The sequence below is a fragment of the Pseudomonas sp. GM24 genome, assembly GCF_000282235.1.
GTDB lineage: Bacteria > Pseudomonadota > Gammaproteobacteria > Pseudomonadales > Pseudomonadaceae > Aquipseudomonas.
The window spans coordinates 1-6462 of the sequence record NZ_AKJR01000191.1 but is presented as its reverse complement, the minus strand read 5'-3'; the positions used below and the strand labels follow the sequence as shown (position 1 = coordinate 6462).

3 protein-coding genes are annotated in these 6462 nt (G+C 60.2%); 2 read left to right on the top strand and 1 reads right to left on the bottom strand.

What is annotated here, in order from left to right:
• Window positions 1-97: 97 nt before the first annotated feature.
• Complete coding sequence (gene uvrD / locus PMI23_RS20855; RefSeq protein ID WP_007912069.1) at window positions 98-2281, bottom strand: DNA helicase II; 2184 nt, start codon at window positions 2279-2281, stop codon at window positions 98-100.
• 257 nt (window positions 2282-2538) lie between these two features.
• On the opposite strand from uvrD, the gene PMI23_RS20850 reads away from it, so the two are divergent.
• Together PMI23_RS20850 and hexR are read left to right on the top strand one after the other, a co-directional pair.
• Window positions 2539-5409 (top strand): putative bifunctional diguanylate cyclase/phosphodiesterase, encoded by a 2871-nt coding sequence (locus PMI23_RS20850; RefSeq protein ID WP_007912070.1) that lies wholly within the window; start codon window positions 2539-2541, stop codon window positions 5407-5409.
• A gap of 127 nt (window positions 5410-5536) precedes the next feature.
• Window positions 5537-6403 (top strand): transcriptional regulator HexR, encoded by an 867-nt coding sequence (gene hexR / locus PMI23_RS20845; RefSeq protein WP_007912071.1) that lies wholly within the window; start codon window positions 5537-5539, stop codon window positions 6401-6403.
• Window positions 6404-6462: the final 59 nt, after the last annotated feature.

The window sequence follows — 6462 nt, the reverse complement described above, 5'->3', positions numbered from 1 at the left end:
AGCCTGCTCGCGAAGGTGCCGTGTCAGACATATGAGTGCTCAATGACACACCGCTTTCGCGAGCAGGCTCGCTCCCACATTTGTTCAGTGCAGGTCGTCAGATCGCTTCCAGCTTGGCGTAACCGAGCATCAGCCACTTGCTGCCTTCGCTGAAGTTGACCTGCACCCGCGCCTGCGCGCCGGCACCTTCGAAGTTGAGGATCACGCCGTCACCAAAGATCGAATGGCGTACTGCCTGACCGAGGCTGAACCCCGTTTCCGGGATTTCGCTGCCACTGAACAGGTTGCTGCCGCTCATCGACTGGTTGCCGCCGAACGGACGGCTGACGCTGTTCGACAAACGCACTTCCTGAATCAGGCCTTTCGGCACTTCGCGGACGAAACGCGAAACCTTGTTATAGGTTTCACTGCCGTACAGGCGTCGGGTTTCCGCATAGGTCATCACCAGATTCTGCATCGCCCGGGTGATACCGACGTAGGCCAGACGCCGTTCTTCTTCAAGACGACCCGGCTCTTCCAGGCTCATCTTGTGCGGAAACAGGCCTTCTTCCATACCGACGAGGAACACGTAAGGGAATTCCAGTCCCTTGGCGCTGTGCAGCGTCATCAACTGAATACTGTCTTCGTGCTCGTCGGCCTGAGTGTCACCCGCCTCCAGCGAAGCGTGGCCGAGGAATGCCGCCAGCGGCGTCAGCTCTTCGTCTTCTTCGGTGTTTTCGAAGTTGCGTGCGGCGCTGACCAGTTCCTCAAGGTTTTCTACCCGGGCCTGGCCTTTCTCACCTTTTTCCGCTTCGTGGTAGGCAATCAGGCCGGACTGTTCGATGACGGTTTGCGTCATCAGGTGCAACGGCATTTCCATGCACTTGGCGGCGAGGTTCTCGATCAACTCGATAAACGCACCCAGCGCACCGGCAGCGCGACCGGTCAGGCCTTTGTTGGCGACCAATTGGCGCATGGCTTCCCACATCGACACATCGCTGTGCCGTGCATGGTCGCGGATCGCTTCGACGGTTTTTTCACCGATACCACGGGCTGGAACGTTGATTACCCGTTCCAGCGCCGCATCGTTGCCGCGACCTTCGAGCAAACGCAGGTACGCCATCGCGTTCTTGATTTCCGCACGCTCGAAGAAGCGCTGACCGCCATAGATGCGATACGGAATGCGTTCACGCAGTAAAGCTTCTTCCAAAACGCGTGATTGGGCGTTGGAGCGATACAGAATCGCAATATCACTACGGGCCAAGCCGGTTTTCAGCGCGCTTTCGATGGTTTCGACAACGTAGCGTGCTTCGTCGTGTTCGTTGAACGCAGCGTACAGATTGATCGCTTCGCCATCGCCGCCGTCGGTCCACAGTTCTTTGCCGAGGCGCCCGGTGTTATTGGCGATCAGGGCGTTGGCAGCCTTGAGGATGCCGGCGGTGGAGCGATAATTCTGCTCCAGACGAATGGTCACCGAATCGGCGAAGTCGGAAGAATACTGATGAATGTTTTCGATCTTCGCGCCACGCCAGCCGTAAATCGACTGGTCGTCGTCGCCCACCACCATCAGGCTGTCGCCGCCCTTGCCGAGCAGGCGCAACCAGGCGTATTGCACGGCGTTGGTGTCCTGGAACTCGTCCACCAGAATATGCCGGAAGCGCTTTTGGTAATGCGCCAGCAGGCCCGGATGATCGCGCCAGAGGTCGAGGGCGCGCAGCAGCAGTTCGGAGAAATCGATAACGCCGGCACGTTGGCACGCCGCCTCGTAGGCTTCGTAAATGCCGCGCATGGTCGCCAGGTACAAATCGCCGCTGGCCTGAATGTGTTGCGGGCGCAGGCCTTCGTCTTTCTGGCCGTTGATGAACCACTGCGCCTGACGTGCCGGCCAGCGTTGCTCATCGAGACCGAGCTCGCGGATCACCCGCTTGACCAGCCGTTGCTGGTCGTCGCTGTCGAGAATCTGGAAGGTCTGGCTCAGGCCCGCTTCCTGCCAGTGCGCCCGCAGCAAGCGGTGCGCCAGGCCGTGGAAGGTGCCGACCCACATGCCGGCCGGGTTGATGCCCAGCAACTGCTCGATGCGGTGACGCATCTCGGCAGCGGCCTTGTTGGTGAAGGTCACCGACAGGATGGAGTGGGGCGAGGCGTTTTCGACCTGGATCAACCAGGCGATACGGTGCACCAGCACTCGGGTTTTACCGGAGCCAGCACCGGCCAGGACCAACTGACGGCCAACGGGGGCTGCTACGGCCTGGCGTTGGGCATCGTTGAGGGAGTTCAGCAGAAGGGAGAGATCATCGCGCATCGGGGCATTCTAGGGTGCGCCGCAGGCCCGGGCAAACCGAGCTTTGCATTAGCCGATGAAAGTCCTGTCGATGACGACCGGTCGGTCACTGCCTGCAGGCATCGGCCCGCCGCGCTTCAAGGGTTTGGCCGGTGGCAAAGGGCGGAACAGTTTCGGTGAAATTATGATCTGGAGCAGTTTGGCAACGGGATCGGCTTGTGTATGCTCCGTCCACGTTTCGGGCGCACGCCCTCCTTATAAGAACAAGAACGTTGCCCATGACCCTCAGCTCCGAACTGTCGGGCCCCTCCGTGGAACCCCGGGTTATCCGCAAGCACTATGCCGTCGAAATGGCGGTCGAGCGCACGCGTCTGCTGTATCAGGGCTCGTTGTTGCCCACGCTGTTCATGTTGATCAATGGTCTGGTCTGCGCCGGCCTGCTCTGGAGCCCGCAGCGCTACTTCGTGGTCAGCGTCTGGCTGGTATGGTTGCTGTCATTGGTCGCGCTGCGGGTGATTCAGGTGGCGGCATTCGATTCGGCGATCCCTGATCGTCAGGCGCAACCGATCTGGCGGCGGATGTTTCTGCTTGGCTCGACCATGACCGGCCTGACCCTGGCCGGTGCCGGCATCGCCTTGGTGCCCGCCGACAACTTCATCCAACAGGCTTGGGTGTTCGGCCTGATTGGCGCCGCAACCCTGTCGGCCAGCGTTGCCTACGCGGTGAGCCTGCCAGCGTTTCTCTCCTTTACCTTGCCCTGTCTGTTGCCGGCGATCGGTTATCTGTTCTGGGGCGGTGACGAGCAGGCGCGCGGTTGGGGCTGGCTCGGGCTGATCCTGCTCGGCTCGCTGAGCGTGGTGGCATGGCAGGTCAATCGGCTGATCGATCGCGGCTTGCTACGGCGCTTCCAGAATCAGCACTTGATCGAACACCTGCAACAGACGCAGGCGCGCAGCGAACAGCTCAATCAAGAGTTGGCCAAAGAAATCGACCAGCGCCGCTGCGCCGAGGGCAAGTTGCGTGAAGCGCAGGTCGAACTCGAAGACCGCGTGGTCCAGCGCAGCCTTGAACTGGACGCCGCCAATCAGGCCCTGAGCAAAAGCGAGGCGCGGCTGGCGCTGGCGTTGAAGGCCAGTGAGTTGGGGTTGTGGGACTGGAACCTGCAAACCGACGAAGTTCACCACACGCAGATTCAGGAGCTGTTCGGCCTCGCTCCGGAATACGTCACGGCGCTGTTGCGCGACCTCAAGCCACGTCTGCATCCAGACGATGTGCCGACGCTGAAATACGCGTTGATCGAGCACTTGAAGGGTCGTACCGAGGACTATCAGATCGAATACCGCGTACGCCACGGCGATGGCCATTGGGTCTGGATCGAAGACCGTGGCCGCGCGGTAGAACGCAGCGACGGCGGTCGGGTGATCCGCATGGTCGGCACCCGCCGCGACATCAGTGCCAGCAAAAGCCTCGAAGAGCAGCAGCGCCTGGCGGCGACCGTATTCGAAGCGGCCAGTGAAGGCATCGTGATTCTGGACCCGAACTATGCGCTGATCGCGATCAATCAGGCGTTCAGCCGCGTCACCGGCTACGACATCGAAGACATGCTCGGGCGCAATGTCGTCGAATTACCGTGCAGCCGCGATGCCCGCCGTCATTACGTGGCGATCCGCCATGCGCTTGAGCAGCATGGCAGTTGGCAGGGCGAACTGGTGGAGACGCGCAAAAGCGGCGAGCTGTATCCGCAGTGGCTGCAACTTAATGCGGTACGTGATGGTCGGGGAAATGTCAGTCATATCGTCGGCTTCTTCGCCGATCTGTCGGCGCGACGCGAATCTGAAGAGCGCCTGCGCTATCTGACCCATTACGACGAACTCACCGGGCTGGCCAACCGCTCACTGTTTCGCGAGCGTTTGCATGAAGCGCATCAGCGCTCGCGTCAAGGCCGGCGCAGTCTGGCGTTGCTGCACATCAATCTGGATCGCTTCAAATTGCTCAACGACAGCCTCGGCCATGAGATTGCCGACCAGTTGCTGCAGAAAATGGCGCGCCGTCTGGTCAACGCCTTGCCGGAAGCGGACACCATCGCGCGGTTGTCCGGCGACGAATTCGCCGTGCTGTTCGATGCCTACGGCAACCTGTCGAGTCTGGCCCGGGTTGCCACGCGCCTGTCGAGCAAGTTGCGACTGCCACTGACGGTCGAGGGGCATGAGCTGGTGGTCAGCGCCTCGATGGGCATCAGCATGCTGCCAGACAACGCTCGGGAGATTTCTGCGCTGGTCAGCCAGTCGAACATGGCTATGCAACACGCCAAGCATTTGGGCGGCAACAACTTCCAGTTCTACACCGACAGCCTGCAAGCCAGCACCCTTGAGCGCTTGCAGCTGGAAAATCAGTTGCGCAAAGCCATCGAAGAAAAGCAGCTCAAAGTGTTCTATCAACCGAAGTTGTGCCTTGAAACCGGGCGGTTGAATGCCGCGGAAGCACTGGTGCGTTGGGATCATCCGAGCATGGGCCGGGTGCCGCCGGGGGATTTCATCGGGTTGGCCGAAGAAACCGGTCTGATCGGGCCGATCGGCGAATTCGTCCTGCGTCAGGCCTGCTGGCAGGCCTGTGAATGGCAGCGTCAGGGCCTGGAGCCGATCCGTGTTTCGGTGAACCTGTCGGTGCATCAATTGCGTCAGGGCAAGCTGGTCAGTCTGGTGCGGCAGGTGCTGGAGGAAACCGGTCTGGCGCCGCACTACCTCGAACTGGAATTGACCGAAAGCCAGTTGCTCGACAGCGTCGAACACATCATCGCGACCTTCCAGCAGCTACGTGATCTGGGCGTGAAACTGGCCATTGACGATTTCGGCACAGGCTATTCGTCGTTGAGTTACCTCAAGCGCATTCCGGTGGATTACGTGAAGATCGATCAGGCGTTCATTCGCGGGTTGGGTGAGGGCAGCGAAGACGCGGCGATCACTCGCGCGATCATCGCCATGGCGCATGGACTATCGCTGAAGGTGGTAGCTGAAGGTGTCGAGCGCCTGGAGCAGCTGGAATTTTTACGCGTTGAGCGCTGCGATGAGGTGCAGGGTTATCTGATCAGTCGGCCTGTGGAGGCTGCCAGTCTGGCCGGGCTTTTGCGCGCGCAGGATAATCCGTTTTAAGGGCTACATGCTCCTCATCGCGCCTGATATGGGGACATGGAGTTACGCATTGAGCAGGCAAAAAGCCAATTCATGTAGTATAACTACAAGCGTGCTACATCCTTGCCCATAAGAAGAGTCCAGCCCCTTGAATCTGCTGCAACACATCGCCCAGTCACGTCACCTGTTACGCAAGTCGGAGCTCAAGGTCGCCGACCACGTGCTGCTTGACCCTGCGGCGGTGATGCACAGTTCCATGGCCGACCTGGCCCACAGCGTCGGCATCAGTGAGCCGACTATCGTGCGCTTCTGTCGCGCCATCGGTTGTTCCGGTTTTCAGGATCTCAAACTCAAACTGGCGCAAAGCCTGGCCGCCGGTGCCAGCTTCGGCCAGTTCGCGATCCATGAAGACGACTCGGTTGCCGATTACAGCCTGAAGATTTTCGACACCACGTTGCACACCTTGATGGAGGTTCGCGAGAAGCTCGATCCGGTCGAGTTGCAGCGCGCAGTGACGTTGATGTCGCAGGCGCAGCGCGTCGAGTTCTATGGCTTCGGTGCCTCGGGTGCAGTGGCAGCGGATGCGCAGCACAAGTTCTTTCGTTTGCTGCTGACGGCGGCGGCGTATTCCGATCCGCACATGCAGGCAATGTCGGCGGTAACGTTGAAGCCGACCGATGTGGCGATCTGCATTTCGCAGTCGGGGCGTTCCAAGGATTTGCTGATCACCGCCAATCTGGTGCGCGAGAGCGGGGCATCGCTGATTACCCTGTGTCCGAGTCAGACGCCGTTGGCCGAATTGTCGACGGTCAATCTGGCGATCGATGTGCATGAAGACACGGAGATTTATACACCGCTGACGTCGCGTATCGCGCACCTGGTGGTGATCGATGTGCTGGCGATGGGCGTAGCGATGGCGCGCGGGCCAAGCCTGGTCAATCACCTCAAGAGCGTGAAGCGCAGTCTGCGCAGCTTGCGCTTGTCGCCCAAGGCCGCCAAAGCCCTGGATGATTAAGATCAAAAGATCGCAGCCTTCGGCAGCTCCTACACGGATCAATGTAGGAGCTGCCGAAG

Coding starts and splice junctions, on each gene's coding strand:
- PMI23_RS20850 (WP_007912070.1), top strand. CDS start 2,539: ATGACCCTCAGCTCCGAACTGTCGGGCCCCTCCGTGGAACCCCGGGTT.
- uvrD (WP_007912069.1), bottom strand. CDS start 2,281: ATGCGCGATGATCTCTCCCTTCTGCTGAACTCCCTCAACGATGCCCAA.